The organism is Sphingomonas sp. (assembly GCF_036388435.1).
In the GTDB taxonomy this organism is placed as follows: Bacteria; Pseudomonadota; Alphaproteobacteria; order Sphingomonadales; family Sphingomonadaceae; genus Sphingomonas.
Genome location: NZ_DASVRV010000041.1, coordinates 11,859 through 28,638, shown reverse-complemented (window position 1 = coordinate 28,638; position 16,780 = coordinate 11,859). Strand labels below are relative to the sequence as shown.

11 protein-coding genes are annotated in these 16,780 nt (G+C 72.5%); 5 read left to right on the top strand and 6 right to left on the bottom strand.

What is annotated here, in order from left to right; translation table 11 throughout:
• The first annotated feature begins 235 nt into the window (after positions 1-235).
• The 3 genes from VF592_RS08485 to VF592_RS08475 all read left to right on the top strand — a co-directional run bounded on the left by VF592_RS08485 (position 236) and on the right by VF592_RS08475 (position 3,651).
• The gene (locus tag VF592_RS08485) at positions 236-1,198 is read left to right on the top strand and encodes a response regulator (RefSeq protein ID WP_331005184.1); all 963 of its coding nucleotides are present in this window, start codon (positions 236-238) and stop codon (positions 1,196-1,198) included.
• Positions 1,199-1,318: 120 nt separating this feature from the next.
• A complete protein-coding gene (locus VF592_RS08480; protein WP_331005183.1) occupies positions 1,319-2,617 on the top strand; it encodes a serine hydrolase domain-containing protein in 1,299 nt (432 codons plus the stop codon).
• Entirely contained in the window at positions 2,614-3,651 is a 1,038-nt protein-coding gene (locus VF592_RS08475; protein ID WP_331005182.1) for a serine hydrolase, read from the top strand. Before VF592_RS08480 ends, VF592_RS08475 begins: the two co-directional genes overlap by 4 nt.
• Here VF592_RS08475 and dacB read toward each other — a convergent pair.
• The 6 genes from dacB to VF592_RS08445 are packed head-to-tail and all read right to left on the bottom strand — an operon-like array spanning position 3,625 to position 12,256.
• A complete protein-coding gene (gene dacB / locus VF592_RS08470; protein ID WP_331005181.1) occupies positions 3,625-5,058 on the bottom strand; it encodes a D-alanyl-D-alanine carboxypeptidase/D-alanyl-D-alanine endopeptidase in 1,434 nt (477 codons plus the stop codon). The two genes, VF592_RS08475 and dacB, sit on opposite strands and share 27 nt — an antisense overlap.
• Entirely contained in the window at positions 5,055-6,296 is a 1,242-nt protein-coding gene (locus VF592_RS08465) for a dicarboxylate/amino acid:cation symporter (protein ID WP_331005180.1), read from the bottom strand. The genes dacB and VF592_RS08465 overlap by 4 nt, the downstream gene beginning before the upstream one ends.
• Complete coding sequence (dgcA, locus tag VF592_RS08460) at positions 6,293-7,285, bottom strand: N-acetyl-D-Glu racemase DgcA (protein ID WP_331005179.1); 993 nt, start codon at positions 7,283-7,285, stop codon at positions 6,293-6,295. The genes VF592_RS08465 and dgcA overlap by 4 nt, the downstream gene beginning before the upstream one ends.
• Positions 7,243-8,280, bottom strand: coding sequence for an N-acetyltransferase DgcN (gene dgcN, locus VF592_RS08455; protein WP_331005178.1), 1,038 nt, complete (start codon positions 8,278-8,280; stop codon positions 7,243-7,245). The genes dgcA and dgcN overlap by 43 nt, the downstream gene beginning before the upstream one ends.
• Positions 8,277-9,890, bottom strand: coding sequence for an N-acyl-D-amino-acid deacylase family protein (locus tag VF592_RS08450; RefSeq protein WP_331005177.1), 1,614 nt, complete (start codon positions 9,888-9,890; stop codon positions 8,277-8,279). Before VF592_RS08450 ends, dgcN begins: the two co-directional genes overlap by 4 nt.
• Positions 9,887-12,256, bottom strand: a complete 2,370-nt coding sequence (locus VF592_RS08445; protein WP_331005176.1) for a penicillin acylase family protein — start codon at positions 12,254-12,256, stop codon at positions 9,887-9,889. Before VF592_RS08445 ends, VF592_RS08450 begins: the two co-directional genes overlap by 4 nt.
• Positions 12,257-12,560: 304 nt before the next feature.
• Here VF592_RS08445 and VF592_RS08440 point away from each other — a divergent pair, with 304 nt between their 5' ends.
• Together VF592_RS08440 and VF592_RS08435 are read left to right on the top strand one after the other, a co-directional pair.
• Complete coding sequence (locus tag VF592_RS08440; protein ID WP_331005175.1) at positions 12,561-15,659, top strand: TonB-dependent receptor plug domain-containing protein; 3,099 nt, start codon at positions 12,561-12,563, stop codon at positions 15,657-15,659.
• A 121-nt stretch (positions 15,660-15,780) separates the two neighbouring features.
• Entirely contained in the window at positions 15,781-16,770 is a 990-nt protein-coding gene (locus VF592_RS08435) for an SDR family oxidoreductase (protein WP_331005174.1), read from the top strand.
• Positions 16,771-16,780 lie beyond the last annotated feature (10 nt).

The window sequence follows — 16,780 nt, the reverse complement described above, 5'->3', positions numbered from 1 at the left end:
TGTTTTGGCCTGTCGAGACATCATGCCGGAGAACAGCCGCAGCCCCGGCCCGGCCTGCCCGATCGAGGAGCGGCCGAGCCGACTGGGTCGAACCGAGTACAGGTTCGCTTAAGCTTTTGGTCACACGGCCGTCTTGTAAGTATCACCCCCGCAGTCGGGGATGGCGCCGAGCTCACAGGGTTTTATTGAAGGGTCGCCTCTTATGGACGTCGATGCTCGGACAGTCAGGCGCGTCGTGATCGTCGACGACTCACGGACCTCGCAGGCGATATTGGAAGCGGCTTTCGGTTCGCGGCCCGGCTTCCAGATCGTCGGGATAGCGGCCGATGCGGCATCCGGCCTCGACCTGGTGAAGCGTCTGGCGCCGGACCTGGTGACGCTCGATCTGTGCATGCCCTATATCGACGGTGCCGCGTTCCTCGAGATGCTGTCGGGCATGAAGGGATTGTGCAAGATCGTGGTGTCCGAGCAGGCCACCAAGAACATCACCATGGCATCCAAGCTCGAGGCGCTCGGCGCGTCGCTGTGCCTGAGCAAGCGGGAATTGTCCGAAAACCATTCGGCCTTTCTGAAAAAGGTAAGCCATGCCTGCGACCAGGTCGCCGAGGCGAGCCGACAGCGCATCGCGAATGCCGGGCTCCGGCCGGACCGGCCGCGCACGGCGGGCCCGCGCCCGATGCCCTTGTCCTCGTCCGTTCGATTCGGGTTCCCCATTCCGCTGGACGAAAAGGCTCGGCTGGTGGCGCTGCAGCGTAAACGGCTCGCCAATGCCGTGCGCGAACGCCAATTCGACCTGATCACCCGCCACGCGGCGGAGGTGACGGGATTTCCCGTATGCCTGCTCACGTTCATCGACGAGAACACGCAGTGGGTCAAATCCTGCTTCGGCTATGAAGCGGAAAGCGGACCGAGAGCCGACGCATTCTGCAATCATACCATCGCGAGCGGCAGCCTGTTCGTCGTTCAGGACGCAAGGGCCGATCAGCGCTTTTCGAGCAACCCTTTCGTCATCGGCGAGCCTGGCTTCCGCACCTATGCGGGCCAACCCATCGTATCGGAGGAAGGCACGCGCCTTGGTGCCGTGTGCGTTCTGGATACGAAGGTACGGCTGGTGACCCCGCTGGTCACCCGGCAATTGGCGACGATCTCCGACATCCTCGGCAGCATGATCGACAACAGGCCGGCATTGGCCGCCTAATGCTCGGCCCCGCCGGCGGCGGGCCCCGGACCGCGCGACCGGCGACGCGGCACTTGGCGGGGGCGGGGCGAACGTCCTAAGGATCGGTTCTTGGTCGACAGCTGAAGGGGCGCGCGTCGGGTGAAGCCATCGACGAACGGCGACCGGCGGCGATGGCGGCGGATCGCGCTCCTGCTCCTCGCCTTGCTGCTGGCGGCAGCCGCGATCCTGACCTTCGCGGCGGTGCGGCCCCCTGCCGCGGACGCGCCCGCGATCGCACGCGCGGCGGCCAGGGCCGCGCCGTCCCGGATCGACCAGGCGCAGCTCGATCGGCGGATCGGGCTGCTGATGAAGGACCCGGACATGGTGGGCTTCGCGATCGGCGTGGTCGAGCAGGAACGGGTGCGGTTCATCCGGGGCTATGGCGAGCGGATGGCGGGGTCGGGGGCGCCCGTGACGCCGGACACCGTGTTCCGCTGGGGGTCGGTGTCGAAGGGCGTCGCGACGGCGCTGGTCGCGAAACTGGCCGCCGAGGGCCGGCTTTCGCTCGACGCGCCGATCGCTGATCTGGCCACGACCTTGCGGCTTCCGGGCGGGCCGCGGGGCGTCACGGTCGCGCATGTGCTCAGCCACCGCACGGGGCTGGTCCGCAACGCCTGGGACGATCGGCTGGAGGCGGGCGAGGACCCCAGGTCGCTGCGCGCGGCCATGGGCGGCTTGCCGCTCCTCTGCCCGCCCGCGACCTGCTACGCCTATCAGAACATCGCGTTCGACGCTGCGGCCGAGATCGTGGCGCGCGCCACCGGCGGGCCCTATGCCGCCGCCGCCCGCGATCGGCTGTTCGCGCCGCTCGGCATGACGGGGGCCAGCGTCGGGCGGGCGGGGCTTCAGACCGCACGCCGCTGGGCGCGGCCGCATCGGCTGGCGCGGCGGCCGACGATCGTGAACGACGCCTATTACCGCGTGCCGGCGGCGGGCGGCGTCAACGGATCGATCCAGGACCTCGTGACGTGGATGCGCGCGCAGATGGGCGCGGCGCCGTCGGTGCTGCCGCCGTCCGTGCTGGCGACGGTGCACGGCCCCCGCGTGGCGACCCCGCCCACCGGCCGCCGTTCGGCGGCGGACAGGGCGCTGGGCGACGCCGCCTATGGGCTGGGCTGGCGCAGTTTCACCTATGCGGGGCGGCGCCTGGTCGGGCACCGGGGATCGGTGGACGGCTATGGATCGCTCCTGCTGTTCGACCCGGCCGAGCGGAGCGGCGTCGCCATGCTCTGGAACAGCAACCGCCACCGCGCGGCCCGGCTGCAGCTGGAGGTGTTCGACATGTTGTACGGCCTGCCGTTCACCGACTGGCTGGAGGGTGACCGCCCGTCGACGACGGCCCCACCTCCCCCGCCCGAGCCGGCACGCATCCGCTCGGATATGTCGGTGCCGGGATGATCGACGGTCCGGCCGATGCCGCCTTCGGCCCCGCGCTGGCGTCGGTGACGGGCGGACGCGTTCCCGGCGCCGCCTTGGGGATCGTCACCGCCGGGGGCGCGCGGGCCGTTCGCATCGCGGGGCTCGCGGCGAAGACGCGCCAGGCCGAACCGCTCACGCGCGGCCATTGGTTCGACCTCGCCTCGCTCACCAAGGTGATCGCCACGACCAGCTTCGTCCTGCGGCTGGCCGACGAGGGCCGGCTCGACCTGGACCGGCCGCTGACCGACGCGATACCCGACCTGCGCCAGTACGACGTCGCGCACGCGCCCGAGCGAAGGTTGACGTTCCGCGACTGCCTGCTCCACCGCAGCTTCCTGCCCGCGGTGGCGCCGATCTACACCTATGGCGACGATCCCGCCCGCCTGCGCGCCTTCGTGCTCCAGCGCGAATGGCGCCGGGGTCCGCCCGTTTATTCGGACATCAACTTCATCCTGCTCGGCATCGCGGTGGAGCGGCTGACGGGAGCGGGGCTGGACGCCTTGCCGCTGGGCGAAGGGCTGTCCTGGGGCCCGCCGCCCGGCCCCGCCGTCGCGACGGAGTTCTGCCGGTGGCGCGGGCGGATGCTGCGCGGCGAGGTCCATGACGAGAACTGCTTCGCGATGGGCGGGCGGACCGGTCATGCCGGGCTGTTCGGCACCGTGGACGGCGTGCTCGACGTCGCGCGGGGGCTGCTCGACGGGAGCGGCGCGTCGGCCGCCGCGCTGGCGGCGATCCGCGCGCCCGTCGGCGGCCACCGCACGATCGGGTGGGAGATGCGCCATCCGGGCTGGTCGGGCGGACAGGCCTGCTCGGCCGGAACCATCGGGCATACCGGGTTCACCGGCACCGGGCTGTGGATCGACTTCGACCGCGGCGTCGCCTGGACGCTGCTCACCAACCGCGTTCATCCGACCCGGCACTCCGACAGCGGCATCGTCGAACTGCGCCCGGCCACCGGCGAGGCGCTGATCGCGGCCTGGGACGCCTCAGTTGGCGGCGGCGACCGCGACTAGCGCGGCGTCGATCGCCGCCGTCGCCGACCCGTCGCCCGGCACGTCGTTGGCAAGCGCGGAAAAGGTCAGCATCCGCCCGCTCGCCGCGATCATGTGGCCCGACAGCGCGTTGGTCGCGTTGAGCGTGCCCGTCTTGGCGAAGACCTTGCCCGCCAGCGCAGTGCCCAGGAACCGGCGCGTCAGCGTTCCGTCGACGCCGCCCACGGGCAGCGTCGCCCGCCACGCCTCGCCCCAGGGCTGGGTTCCGGCCCAACGCAGGAAGCGCACCGTCGCCCGCGGCGACACGCGGTTATAGCTCGACATGCCCGAGCCGTCGGCGAAGTCATAGGCCCCGCGCGCCACGCCCGCGCGGTCGAGCATGGCGCCGACCGCCGCCCGGCCATCGGCCACCGACCCCGTGCCGCCGACCGCGCCCACGCGGCGAAGCAGCAGATCGGCATGGAGGTTCTGGCTCAGCTTGTTGGTCACGCGCAGATCCTCCGCGAGCGGCGGCGGGACCAAGCGGGCGAGCACCGCGGGCGCGGGCGGGCGCGGCGGCGGGGCCGGTCCACGCATCCGCAGATCGTCCGACGGACCGATCGGCCGGTGGCGCACGACGACGCGGCCCGTCACCCGCACCCCTTCCGCCCGCAACAGGGCCGCGAGCCGCCACGCCGCGCGGTGGGCCGGATCGTCGAGGCCGACCAACAGCGTGTCGGGCGCCGCGTCGACCGGGACCGTTCCCTCCACGCGGAGCACGTCGCCGCCGGGCAGGCGGGCGACATCAAGCGACGCCTTGCCCGCGCCGAGAACCGTGACCGCGCGGTTCTCGATCCGGTGGTAACCGTCGCCCAGGATCGTCGGCGCCGCGCCCGCCGCGCCGGGTCGCACCACCAGCGTCAGCACATTGTCGTCGATCGTCAGCGCGGAGATGGCGGTGCCGTAGCGCCCTGCCATGTTGTTCCAGCTCATCCCGGCGGGCCAGCGTTCGTCGGGAAAGGCGCTGTCGTCGCCCACCACGTCGCCCACCACGCGGGTGCGCCGCGCCACCGCGCGTGCCAGATCGACGAGGCAGTCGGTCCGGCAATCCGCCGCGCTCGACAGCCGCGCATCGCCCCGCCCCGTCAGCACCACGTCGCGGCCCTCCAGCCGGACGGTCGCCCCGGCATCGTCGGGGCCGGCGGTGGGCAGCATCGCAAAGGCGGCGGCGGTGGTGAACATCTTGGTGTTGGACGCGGGCATGAAGCGCTCGTCGGGGCGGATCGCGACGATCTCGCGCCCGCCCTCGTCGACGACGACCAGGCCGATGCGCGTCCCCGGCGCCGCCGTCGCCAGCGCCGCCGCGACCGCCGGGTCCGGCTCGGCCCGGACCGGCGGCGCCGCGAGGAAGGTCAGGGCGATCGCGTGGAGAAGGTCGGTGCGGATCATGACGGCCGGTCTAGGCCGTAAAAACGCCGCTCGTCGAGGGCGCCCTCCGCACGCGCGACCAGGGTCGCGACCGTCAGGTTGGCGGAAGCCGAGGGCACGGTGCGCGTCATGTCGAGCAGCCGGTCGAACGGCAGGACGAGGCCGATGACGAGCGCCGTCTGCTCCGGCCCGACGCCCATCGCGGCCAGCATGAACAGCGAGGCGGACGGGATCGGCGCGGTCCCGAACGCGGCCAGCGCGCCGGTCAGCAGCATGATCGCCAGCATGGAAGCATCGGGAACGACGCCCAGCGCCTGGAGCGCGAACTGGCCGAGCAGCCCGACATACATGGCCGTCCCGTCCTTGCCGATGCTGGTCCCCAGCGGCAGCACCGTCGACGCGATCGGCCGCGCCACGCCCAGATCGTCCCCTGCCACCCGCAGCGCGACGGGCAGCGTCGCCGACGAGGATGCGGTCGAGAAGGCGACCACGAGCGCGTCGGCGATCCCGCGATAGAAGCGCCCCACCGGCAGCTTCGCCCGGAACCGGATCAGCGGCGCATGGACCAGCGCCATCTGCGCCAGCGAGGCCAGGACCACGCACAGCGCCAGCCAGCCGATATTGACGAACACCGCCGCGCCCCCGGTGGCGACCGCGCCCGCGATCAGCGCCAGGACACCAAAGGGCGTGACCTCCATGACGATCCGCACGATCTGGAGGAGCACGCTGCTCAGCGACTGGAGCAGCGCCGTCACGGGCCTGCCCGCCTCGCCCGAGACGACGGCGCCGACGCCCAACAATATCGCGATGAACAGGATGGCGAGCATGTCGCCCTTGGCGAGCGCGTCGACGATGTTGACGGGGATGACGCCCAGCAGCTGCTCGGTCGGGCTCACGGGCCGGCCGAGCAGGTGCGGCGCGACACCGGCGAGCGCGATCCCCTGGCCCGGGCGGAGGATCAGTCCCGCCGCCATGCCGATCGACACCGCGATCAGCGTGGTCAGCGCGAACAACCCCACCGCGCGCCCGCCGATCGGCCCCAGCCGTCGCGGATCGCCGAGCGCCGCGATGCCCGCCGCCACCGTGACGAGCACCACCGGCACCACCAGCATCCGGATCAGCCGCGCGAACAGCTCGCCGACGATGCGGATCGCCACCGCGCCCTCGGGCCAGAGCGCGCCGAGCGCGATGCCGAGCACGAGCCCGGCGACCACCCGCTTCCAGAGCGGCACCGCGAACCAGCGGCGCAGGGGGGTCATGCCCCGCCGCCCCAGAAGCCCGGCGCGGGCGGCGACAGCACGCCCTCCCGGTCGACAGCCCCGCCCGGCCGGTCCTCCGCCAGCCAGAGCGGGCCGTCGAGGTCGACGAACTCGGCCCCGTCCGCGACGAGCATCGCCGGCGCGATGCCGAGCGAGGAGCATATCATGCACCCGACCATCAACCCGAACCCCCGCGACCGCGCCGCCTCGGCGAGCACCAGCGCCTCGGTCAGCCCGCCCGTCTTGTCCAGCTTGACGTTCACATGGGTGTAGCGACCCGCCAGCGCATCGAGATCGTCCGTCACGTGAAGCGACTCGTCGGCGCAAAGCGGCACGCGCCACCGCCGCCCGGCCAGCGCCTCGTCCGCGCCGGCGGGCAGCGGCTGTTCGAGCAGGTGGACGCGCTGCTCGACCAGCACGTCCTCGATCCGCAGAAGGTCGTCGATCGTCCAGCTCTCGTTCGGGTCGACGATCAGCCGCGGCGCGGGCGCGGCGGCGCGGACGGCGCGGATGCAATCGGCGGCGCCCACGGCGTCGACCTTGACCTTCAGCAGCGGCGCCGGCGCCGCCCGGCGCGCGACCGCGGCCATGGCACCGGGCGCGTCGATGCCGATCGTGATCGCGGAAGCGAGCGGCGCGGGGCCGGGCCGCCCGCAAAGCGCCGCCACGGTCGTCCCGGCGATCCGTGCCTCCAGGTCCCACAACGCGCAGTCCAGCGCGTTGCGCGCCGCGCCGGGCGGCATTGCCCGGCCGATCGCCGCGCGCCCCTCCCCGGCCTCGATCAGCGGTCGGACGGCCTCGATCGCGGCGAGCGCGCCGTCGACCGTCTCGCCATAGCGCGGATAGGGCACGCCCTCGCCCCGGCCGACGGCGTCGCCCTGCCCGATCGTGACCGTGACGACATCCGCCGCGGTCTTCACCCCGCGCGCGATGCGGAACGGGGCCGTCAGGCCGAAACGGTCGCGGACGGCGCGGAGGGTGCGAAGCATCGGAACATCTCGTCGACGATCGGGTCGGCCCCGAAGCGGTGGGGATCGGTGCAGGGCAGCGCGAGCTCGGCGGCCGTCGCGTCGCACAACCGGCGCGCGGCCGCCTCGTCCAGCGCCGACGTGTTGAGCGCGACGCCGACCGCGCGGACGTCCGGGCTGGTCAGCCGCGCGACCGACAGGTTCGCGGCCAGGCACGCGGCCGGATCGGGCATCGGATAATGCGGCAGCCCGCGCATCCGCAGGCGCGACGGGTCGTGGCACAGCAGGATCGCGGCGGGCTGCGCGCCGTGGAGCAGCCCGGTGGAGACGCCCGCGAAGGAGGGGTGGAACAACGACCCCTGCCCCTCGATCAGGTCCCAGCCGTCGTCGTGCCGCGCCGGGCTGAGCGCCTCGATCGCGCCCGAGATGAAATCGGCCACCACCGCGTCGAGCGGTACGCCCGCGCCCGCGATCAGGATGCCCGTCTGCCCCGTGGCGCGGAAGTCGGCCGCGACGCCCCGGCGGCGGAGCGCGTCGCGCAGCGCCAGCGTCGCGTACATCTTACCCACCGAACAGTCGGTGCCGACCGTCAGCAGCCGCCTCCCCGCGCGCGGCAGCCCGTTGCCGACCGGCAGGTTCGCGGGCGGATCGCGCACGTCGAACAGCGTCACCCCCGCTTCGGCGGCGGCCCGGACCAGCCGGGGCTCGTCGCGCAGCCGCTGATGGAGGCCGGAGGCGACGTTCATTCCCGCCGCGATCGCGCCGAGCGCGTCCTCGACCAGCGGCTCGCCCAGCCGGCCACCGGGATTGGCGATCCCCAGCACCAGCGTCCGCGCGCCCGCGGCCCGCGCCTGCGCCATGGTCAGACGCGGCAGGTCCAGCGTGAAGCGGCATTCGTCGTGCCGGAACTCGCCCACGCAATCGCCGCGGCGAAACACCGCCACCCCGCGCGAGGTCTTCAGGCCGATCTCGTCGTCCGAGCGGCCGAGATAAAGGAGAAAGGGAGGAGGGATCATCGCGGACCTTTGGCAGGGAGTGGGGGGCAGCCGGCGGGACGCGGCCTGAGCAGCGCGCGCCCCGCCGCGATGCCGGTGGCGGCGCCGTTCGCCAGCACCAGGCGACCATTGACCAGAAGGGCGTCCACCCCGACGCTCGGCCGGTCGGGCCGGATGTAATCGGCGCGCGGCGCATAGCGATCGGGATCGAACACGACGATATCGGCATAGTGGCCCGGCCTGAGGTAACCGCGCCCGGCGATGCCGTAGATGTCGGCCGTCAGCCCCGTCGACCGGCGGATGAAGTCGGCGAGCGTCACGACCCCGCGCTCGCGCACATAGGTCCGGTATTTGCGCGGAAAGCTGGCATATTGGCGCGGATGGCCGTCCGATCCGTCGGAAGCGGTGACGACCCAGGGCTGCGCCATGATCAGGTCGACGTCGCGGTCGGCCATGTTGAAGCTGGCGATCCCCGGCCCGGCCGCGCCGGTGCCGGCCGCGTTGGCGACGCGCAGGATACGGATCGCGGCGTCGACCGGATCGACCCTCCACCCGGCCGCCGCCCTGCCGAGCGTCCGGCCGCTCCAGGGGCGACCCGCGCTCGTCAGCAGGATCGCGTCCGCCCCGCCGCGTCGGCGCAGATTGTCGCGCATCCCGGTCTTGATCCGCGCCAGCGTCGCGGGATCGTCCAGCCGCGCGATCAGCGCCTGGTAGCCCCCGTCCACCGCCCAGCCCGGCAGCAGCGCCGCGTCGAGGCTGGATCCCGACGCCAGCCAGGGATATTGGTCGGCGGTGACGCGCATCCCCGTGCGCCTGGCCGCCGCGATCTCCGCGACGAGGGCCGGGGCCTGACCGTGCAGGTCCACGCCGAGCGCCTTCAGGTGCGAGAAGTGCACGGGCGTGCCGGCCGCGCGGCCGATCGCGATCGCCTCGCGCGTCGAGGCGAGCAGCCCGATCGTATAGGTCGACTCGTCGCGCTGGTGCGTGTCGTACAGCCCGCCGCGCCGGCCCGCCTCGGCGGCGACCGCGATCACCTCGTCGGTGCGCGCATAGCTTTGCGGCGCGTAGAACAGCCCGGTCGAGAGGCCCAGGGCCCCCTGGCACATCGCCGCGGCGGCGAGCGCGCGTTCCCGGCCCAGCTCGGCGGGAGTGGGCGCCCGGTCGACCGGACCCAGCACCCGCGCGCGGATCGCGCCGAAGCCGACCATCGCCGCGACGTTGACGCCGATGCCGCTCGCCTCCAGCCCGGCCAAGTCGGCCGCCACGTCGGGCGTGCCCCGGCCGTCGCCGCCGACGACGATCGTGGACACCCCCTGCGCCAGCCAGGGCAGGGTCAGCCGTCTGGCCGGATCGGGCGCGCGGAGGTAGCTGTCGGGATGGGTGTGGGGGTCGATGAAGCCCGGCGCGACGATCCGGCCGCGCGCGTCGATCACGCGAACCGCCGCCGTGCCGCGGCCGGGGCCGACATAGGCGATGCGGTCGCCGCGCACCTCCACATCGCCCAGGAACGCGGGCTGGTCGGCGCCATTGTGGATGGTGCCGCCCCGGATCACCACGTCGACACGCGGCGGCGGGGCGGCCGACCCGGCGCACAGCGCCGCGCCGGCGAGCAGCAGGCCGGGAACCTTCATGCCCCCGGCCCCGCCGGTCGCAATATGGTGCGCGCTTCGGCCGCCGCGTCCACCGCCGCACGGCTGAAGGGCATGGGCAGCATCCGGCCCGCGATCCACGGGACATAATGGTCGCGGTGGTGAGGCGAGCGCGGGTCGTTGGACTGGCCCGGCAGGTTGAGCATCACCGAATTGTCCCATGCCCCGACATCGATAACCTGGGCGTAGCTCGCCCCGCCCGCCGTCCGCCAGCCGTCGTTCGCGGGGACCCAGCGCGCCATGACCGTATAGCCGTCCCCGCCCGACCCGGCGCCCTCGATCGGCGGAAAGGCGGCGGCGATCGCCGGGACGCGCGACAGCGGGTGGGCGATGCGCACCTTGTGGAGCGTCGCCCAGCGCCACCGGGCGGGATCGTCGCCCATCTCCCGCCGCGCGCTCTCCCAGGCCGACCCGAGCGCGCCGTCGACCAGCGCGTCGCGTGCGGCGGCCGGAAGCCGGGCGTCCCTCCCCTCCAGCATCCGCAACAACGCGCCTGCGGCGATTTCCGCGACGAGTTCCCGGGCCCGGGGCGGCACCACCGCGGCCAGGACGCGGCGGCCGAGCTCGCGCCAGAGCAGCTCGAACAGCGCGGCGGGCGCGCTGTCGCCGTCGATCCGCGCGCTCCAGCCGCGGAGCATGGCGGCGGCGGGCCGCGCCCGCTCCGAAGGCGCATCGGGGAGCAGCGCCAGCAGCCGCAGCGCGGGCGTCGACAGCGTGTCCTGCTGCAGCCGGATACTGTCCGCCAGCCCGTGCCGCTCCTGCCGCGACAGCACATCGACGATCCGGTCATAGCGGTAGGGGTCGCGGAACGAATAGGCGGGGATGCGGTCGCGCGGGGTGGTCGGGGGCAGGTTGTTCTGATTGGCCGACGCGAACCAGCCCTTGGCCGGGTCGTAGTCGCTGGGCAGCGTGTCGTGGCCGCGCATGCCCGTCCAGTCGTACCGTCCGTCGCCGGGCACCGGCATCAGGCCGTCGCCGCGCTTCCTGACGGGCGCGAAGCCGATCACCTGCCATCCATGATGGCCGTCCACATCGGCATAATGAAAGTTCGTCGGCGACGGATGCAGCCGGAACGCGCGCTGAAGCGACGGCCAGTCGCGCGCCAGGTTGATCGCGATCATCGCGAACGAACCGCTCGCGCCCGGCCGCAGCGCGATGGCGGCGAGCGCGGTGGCCCGGCGGCGCGCGGCGTCGTGCGACACGACGGGACCCTGGGCGGCGTAGCGCAAGGTGACGGCGCGCGGGGGCGCTCCCCTGACCGGGATCTCGACCGCGACGCGTTCGAACCGCCGCCAGCCACCCTGGTGGCGGTAGCGCTCCGGATCGGCGGGATCGAGTTCGAGGACGAACAGGTCGGACTGGTCGATATGGAAATTGGTGCGGCCGAACGCGAAGCGGTCGGTATGCCCCTGCATGATCCCGGGCAGTCCGGGCGCTCCCGCGCCGATCACGTCCAGGCCGGGCGCGGTCAGGTGGACGACATGGCGCGGCCCGAACCCGCCGATCCCCAGATGCGGATCATTGGCCAGGATCGGGCGGCCCGTCGCCGTACGGCGGCCCGCGACCGTCCAGGCGTTGGAGCCCGCGCCGGCGCGCTCGGCGGGCGTGACGGCCGGTGTGATCACCGGCGTCCGGGGGCCGAAGGACGGCCCGCCGCCGCGCAGGACACCCAGATCGGCGTCCGACACCGCCGCCGCGTCGAGCCCGTCGGGGACGGCCAGCGTTCCCGCCGGGCGAAGCGGGGCGACCAGCGCGTCCAGATTGAGCAGCCCGAGCGCCGCCAGCCAGGCGCGGCGGATCTCGTCGTCGACATTGCCCACCGACACGTCGCGCGTCAGCACCAGCGCGCCGAGGGTCCAGCGGAGCGGCCGGACACCGAGGATCGCATATTCGGGCGGCAGCAGCGCCGGGTCGCGCTCCACCTCCGCGATGCGCGCGTTGACGCCGTCGACATAGGCGCGCGCGCAGTCCAGCACCTCGCGCGGCACGCGCGCCAGCTCGGCTTCCAGGTCGCCGCGATAATGGAACAGCCGCGCCGCCGCGTCCTGCTCGGCGAAATCGGGGCCGAACGCCTCCGCCATCCGGCCGAGCTCGCGCCGTTGCGCCAGGTCGATCTGGAACAGGCGGTCGCGCGCGACGACATAGCCCTGGCCGAAAAAGGCGTCCGCCCGGGACGCGGCGCGGATGTGCGGCACGCCGTAGCGGTCATCGACGATCTCGATCGGCGCCGACAGGCCGGGCGACGCGACGCGTCGCGCCGCCGCCAGCCGGAAAGGCCCCCCGCGCGCGGCCGCGCCCCAGGCCAGCGTCGCTACGGAACCGAGCAGGAAGGCGCGACGACCTAGCACCCCGATCCTTCAGCCTCCCCGGTCATCGCGGACGCTTCGGCGCGTCTCCGCCACCGTCCTATGCCACCCGCACGTCCCGGCATAGGTGCGCCGGACGGGCATCCTGTCGAAAATATCACGGCCGCCGAATTATTACGCCGGCGTCACCGGCGGCCCTTGACGCTGCTCGCCCCTATCCGGCAGCTTCATGGGGTGGGGGCGGTCGTCACCCGTCGCACCGGTTGATGCGACGGGCCGGCGGTGAGCGGATGCGGCGGGGCGGCACCCGGCGGCGTCCGTGCGGCGCGAAAACAGGGGGAAGATCATGGGTGAACGCGGACTCCGGCGGCGGTCGCCGCATCTCGGAACGCTGTCGAGCGCGGTCGCGCTGATGGTCGCGGGCTGCCTCGCGGCGCCGGCCGCGGCGCAAACGCCGGTGGCGTCGCCGGCGGATACGCCCCCACCGCAGGAGGGGACAGGCCTGTCGAGCGCGGCCACCGTGCAGCCGACCGAAACGAACCCCGCCGTGGCGACGGACGTGGTCGTCACCGGCACGCGCATCGTCCGCGACGGGTTCCAGGCGCCCACGCCGCTCACCGTGCTGACGGCCGAGGAGATCCAGAACAGCTCGCCGTCGAACAACATCGCCGACTTCGTGAACCAGCTGCCCGCGCTCGCCGGGTCGACGCGCCCGGCCAATTCGCGCCTCAACCTGTCGAGCGGCCAGGCGGGCATCAACGCGCTCAACCTGCGCAACCTGGGCGAGGTCCGCACGCTGGTGCTGCTCGACGGGCGGCGATCGGTCCCCTCGACCGTCACCGGGCTGGTCGACGTCAACACCATTCCGCAATTATTGGTGCGCAGCATCGAGGTCGTCACCGGCGGCGCGTCGGCGGCCTATGGTTCGGACGCGGTGGCGGGCGTGGTCAATTTCGTGCTCGACAAGAAATATAGGGGGCTCAAGGTCCAGGTCGACAGCGGCGTCACCGACAAGGGCGACGGCTTCAACTACTCGTTCGGCGTCGCGGGCGGCCTGTCCTTCGGCGCGGAAGGCCGCGGCCACATCCTCCTGAGCGCCGAGCTCGCGCACCGCGACGGCATTTTCGAGGTGGATCGCGACTGGAACCAGACGGGCTTTGTGCGGATCCAGGATCCGGCCTGGACGGCGACCAGCACCTCGCCGCAATTCCTGATCCGGCGCCAGGTAGGCGCGGCGAACTCGACGCCGGGCGGCCTCGTCACCGGCTCGGCGGGCGGCGTGGCGAACCGGTTGCGCGGCCTTTATTTCGGCCAGGACGGCGCGGTGCAGCAGTTCCAATATGGCGCGCTCACCTTTCCGTCGCCGACCGGGGCCGCCCCGCCGACCCTGACCCAGGGCGGCGACTGGCGGGTCAATGATTCGGGGCGGCGCATCGGGCTCGATCCCGAAGACGACCGCCACGGCATCTTCGGTCGGCTCAGCTACGAGGTCGCCGACGGGATCGAGCTGTTCGCCGAAGGGTCGTATAATCGGCAGGAGGTCCTCTTCAACGCGGGCCCGAACCTGTCGACCGGCATCGCGCTGAACGCCACCGGTTGCGGCGCGGCGGCGACGGCCGGCGCGGCGCCGCTCACCTGCAACGCGTTCCTGTACAACACGCTGGGGCCGGCGCGGCTCGCCGGCATCACCGGCGTGACGCTCGCGACGACGGCGGTCGACCTGCCCTTCCGCGCGGTCAACAACAAGCGCGAGGTGCAACGATACGCGCTGGGCGCCGAGGGCGAGACCGACCTGTTCGGCCGCCGCGCGACGTGGAACGCTTATGGTCAATATGGCCGCGCCGACCTGCGCGAGCAGCTGCGCAACATCATGAACAACGTGCGCGTCAACAACGCCACCGCGGCGGTGTTCGCGCCCGCGGGCAATAGCGGTGGCTATGCGGCCGGGTCGATCCAGTGCCTCGTCAACGTCGACGCGGCCACCGCCAACGACGATCGTGCCTGCGTGCCGCTCAACCGGCTGGGCGTCGGCGTCGCCGATCCCGCGGCGATCTCCTACATCCTCGGCGACCCGTACCGCGACGAGGTGGTGGAGCAGTTCGTCACGGGCGCCAACGTGTCGGTCACCCCCTTCGCGACCTGGGCGGGCGATGTCAGCATCGCGCTCGGCGCGGAATATCGCGAGGAGAAGATCCGGGGCTTCGTGCCGCCCGAGTTCCAGCCGCTCAGCACGCTGGACGCCGCCGGTCGTCCTTCGACGACGAACCGCTGGTCCGTCGGCAACTACCTGCCCACCAACGGCCGCTTCGACGTGACCGAAGCCTATGTCGAGGCGGTGGTGCCGCTCGGGCTGGGGCTGGAGTTCAACGGCGCGGCGCGCGCGACCGAATATTCGACCGCCGGCTATGTCACGACGTGGAAGGCGGGCGCGACCTGGCGACCGATCGACGACCTCCGTTTCCGCGTGACGCGGTCGCGCGACATCCGCGCGCCCAATCTGAACGAACTGTTCCAGGCCGGCACCGCGAACAGCGACGCGGTGCGCAACCCCGCCTTCACCACCGACGGGTTGAACGGGCCGGCGACGTTCAGCTACTCGGCCAACGCCACGGGAAATCTGACCCTGCGCGCCGAGAAGGCGGATTCGTGGAATGCGGGCGTGGTGCTCTCGCCGCGCTTCCTGCCCGGCTTCAACATGTCGGTGGATTATTTCCGCATCGACCTCGAAAACGCGATCAGCACCTTCAGCGCGCAGGACATCATCAACCTGTGCGTCCAGGGCCAGCAGCAATTCTGCGAGGCCTACAGCACCGACCCGATCCGCACCACCAATCCCGCCCAGCCCTATCTCGTCTTCCGCACCCAGCCGTTCAACGCCGCCAGCCAGCTGGTCCGCGGCGTCGACATCGACGCGTCCTACCGCCTGCCGCTGGACCGGATCTTCGCCGCCGCCCAGGGCGACTTCACGTTGCGCGGCGTTGCCACCCGTTATATCGACAATCTGTTCGACAGCGGCATTCCGACCAATCCGGTGCTCAACTCGGTCGGGGTGAATGGCGGCCAGACGACCACGCCCAAATGGATCTACCGCGCCAGCGCGACATACGACGCGCCCGGCTTCTCGATCACAGGCGTCGGCCGGGGCGTCAGCGCGGGCAAGTACGTCGCCAACGGCATCGAATGCCAGGCCGGCTCGTGCCCGCTCTCGACCACCCAGTTCCCGACCTATGACGACAATCATGTGTCGGGCGTGTTCTATGCCGACCTCAACCTGACCGCCAAGATCGACATGGGCGATACGGAGGCGCAGCTGTTCCTCAACGTCACCAACCTGTTGGACGAGGACGCGCTGCTGCTGCCCGAGACGGGCCTGGCGGCGAACAGCACCTATTCGGACCTGCTCGGCCGCTCCTTCCGCCTCGGGGTGCGCATGCGGACACGCTGAACCGTCACGGCGTCGGGACCGGAGCGGGGCGTCCGCCCGCATCCGCTCCTTCCCTGCCCCGGCGGAACCCCCCTGCCCATAACCCGTTCTTCCGGCGCAACATCCGCCCGGAAGGCTTCCCATGACCGATACCGACACCAGCCGCCGCACCTTCGTCGCGGGCGCCGCGCTCGCGGGCGCCGCCGCCGCCGTGCCCGCCGCCGCACAGGAGCCCAAGGCGCCCGGCGCCCCCACGACCCCGCGCGCCGCCGCCTATCCCAAGCCGCCCTTCCCCGTGCAGCGCCAGCCCTGGCCGGGCCTCGCCTCCAAGATGACGCCGCGCCCCGATCACGGCGAGACCAGCTACCGGGGCTCGGGCCGCCTGGCGGGCAAGCGCGCGCTGATCACCGGGGGCGACAGCGGCATCGGCCGCGCCGCCGCAATCGCCTATGCCCGCGAGGGCGCGGACGTGGCGATCAACTACCTTCCCGCCGAGGAGCCGGACGCGCGCGAGGTGGTGGAGCTGATCCGCGCCGCGGGCCGCAAGGCGGTCGCCATCCCCGGCGACCTGCGCGAGGAGGCGTTCTGCCGCAAGCTCGTGACGCAGGCCGCGCGCGAGCTGGGCGGGCTCGACATCCTCGTCAACAACGCCGCGCGCCAGCAGACCAAGCCCACCATCGACGCGATCTCGTCCGCCGATTTCGACGCCACAATGAAGACCAACGTCTACGCTCCCTTCTGGCTCACCAGGGCCGCCGTCGCGCTGATGGGGCCGGGCGGGGTCGTGGTGAACACCTCGTCGGAACAGGCGAGCGATCCGTCGGAGGATCTGGTCGACTACGCCCTGACCCGCGCCGCCGTGCTCAATTTCACCAAGTCGATGGCCAAGCAGCTCGCCCCACGCGGCATCCGCGTCAACGCGGTCGCCCCCGGCCCCTTCTGGACCCCGCTTCAGGTCTCGGGCGGCGCCACGCCGGAGAAGCTCCAGACCTTCGGATCGCAGGCGCCGCTCGGCCGGCCCGGCCAGCCCGCCGAGATCGCCGGGCTCTACGTCGCCGCGGCCGACCCGGCGCTCAGCTTCTCGACGGGGCAGATCTTCGGCGCCACCGGCGGCGGCGGCCAGCCCGCCTGACCCCGATCGG

Bases quoted from the DNA above. Each gene is read 5' to 3' on its own strand.
- VF592_RS08475 (WP_331005182.1), top strand. From the start codon at position 2,614: ATGATCGACGGTCCGGCCGATGCCGCCTTCGGCCCCGCGCTGGCGTCG.
- dacB (WP_331005181.1), bottom strand. From the start codon at position 5,058: ATGATCCGCACCGACCTTCTCCACGCGATCGCCCTGACCTTCCTCGCG.
- VF592_RS08465 (WP_331005180.1), bottom strand. From the start codon at position 6,296: ATGACCCCCCTGCGCCGCTGGTTCGCGGTGCCGCTCTGGAAGCGGGTG.
- dgcA (WP_331005179.1), bottom strand. From the start codon at position 7,285: ATGCTTCGCACCCTCCGCGCCGTCCGCGACCGTTTCGGCCTGACGGCC.
- dgcN (WP_331005178.1), bottom strand. From the start codon at position 8,280: ATGATCCCTCCTCCCTTTCTCCTTTATCTCGGCCGCTCGGACGACGAG.
- VF592_RS08450 (WP_331005177.1), bottom strand. From the start codon at position 9,890: ATGAAGGTTCCCGGCCTGCTGCTCGCCGGCGCGGCGCTGTGCGCCGGG.
- VF592_RS08440 (WP_331005175.1), top strand. From the start codon at position 12,561: ATGGGTGAACGCGGACTCCGGCGGCGGTCGCCGCATCTCGGAACGCTG.
- VF592_RS08435 (WP_331005174.1), top strand. From the start codon at position 15,781: ATGACCGATACCGACACCAGCCGCCGCACCTTCGTCGCGGGCGCCGCG.